Consider the following 1,403-nt stretch of genomic DNA (forward strand, 5'->3'; position numbering starts at 1 on the left):
TTTAGCAAGACTAGTTAAAGCGGGTCCTGTGCAGCGCCCCCCCCCCCCCCGCCCACCCCCCCCCCCCCCCCCCCCCCCCCCGCCCCCCCCCCCCCCCCCCCCCCCCCCCCCCCCCCCTCGCCGCGTCGGGTGACATCCGGCTAGCAAAAAGGACTTTTCAGTACCAGAATCGACATCCGTAATCTGGACGCGCGTCTTCCACGGAACGAAACTTCTGCCAGGCGAACGAGCCACGCGACGAACGAGGCACACGTATGGGTTTCCTCGACCAGTTCTGGCAGCTGACCATCGACGGACTGATGGTCGGCTCGCTGTACGCGGTCATAGCACTCGGGTACACACTCGTGTACGGGGTTCTCCAGCTCATCAACTTCGCGCACAGCGAGGTGTTCATGCTGGGGTCCTTCGGCGGCCTGTTCGCCGCCCGGGCTCTGCTGCCCGACGACGGATCGGTGCCCGGGGGGCTCGCGTCGGTGGGGCTGGTGGCCGTCGGCCTCGGCGCCGGCGCGATCTGCGGGGCGCTCGCCGCGTTCACCCTCGAACGCGTGGCCTACCGTCCGCTGCGGCGCCGCTCCGCGCCCCGGCTGGCCTACCTGATCAGCGCCATCGGGGCGTCGCTGTTCGCCGTCAACCTGGCCGGCAAGGAGTTCGGCCGGCAGAACGTCGACCTGCCCGACCTGTTCCACAACGGCACGGTCTTCAGGGTCTTCGGCGCCCAGGTCTCCACCCAGTCGCTGGTCATCTTCGCCGTCGCCGTCGCGATGCTCGTCGGCCTGGACCGACTCGTCGCCGGCACCCGCCTCGGCCAGGGCATCCGGGCCGTGGCCCAGGACGCCGACACCGCCGTCCTGATGGGCGTGAACGTCGAGCGGATCATCATCGTCACGTTCGTCGTCGGCGGCCTGCTCGCCGGCGCCGGCGGCTTCCTGTACGCGATGACGTTCAACGCCTCCTACAGCATGGGGTTCGTCCCCGGGGTGAAGGCGTTCACCGCGGCGGTCCTCGGCGGCATCGGCAACGTGCGCGGCGCGATGCTCGGCGGCCTGTTGCTCGGGCTGGTCGAGAGTTATGGTGGCTACCTGTTCCAGGCGTCCTACAAGGACGTCATCGCCTTCCTCGTCCTGGTGGCGATCCTGATGGTCAGACCGTCCGGCCTCCTCGGCGAGCGGCTGGGGCGGGCCGCATGAGCGCGCCTCCCACCGCCGGCCCGCCCGGCCCTGGCGGTGATGACGCCACCATGCCGCTGCGAACCGTCGGGAGTCGATCCGGCCCCGCTGGCCCCGTCGGCGACGTCGCAGCGCCCGCCAGCACAGCGCCCGCCAGCGACGACATCGCGGCCCCCGCCGGTGCCAGAGCCCCCGCTGTCTCCGCTGCCCCCACCGCCCCCGCTGCCTCCGCCGGCC

At 71.4% G+C, this 1,403-nt stretch carries 1 protein-coding gene; it reads left to right on the plus strand.

Going from position 1 to position 1,403, the window contains the following annotated elements:
• Positions 1–254 precede the first annotated feature (254 nt).
• Positions 255–1,187, plus strand: a complete 933-nt coding sequence (locus ND748_RS31990) for a branched-chain amino acid ABC transporter permease (RefSeq protein ID WP_251750011.1) — start codon at positions 255–257, stop codon at positions 1,185–1,187.
• Positions 1,188–1,403 lie beyond the last annotated feature (216 nt).

This window comes from Frankia sp. AiPs1 (assembly GCF_023716945.1).
Classification (GTDB): Bacteria; Actinomycetota; Actinomycetes; order Frankiales; family Frankiaceae; genus Frankia.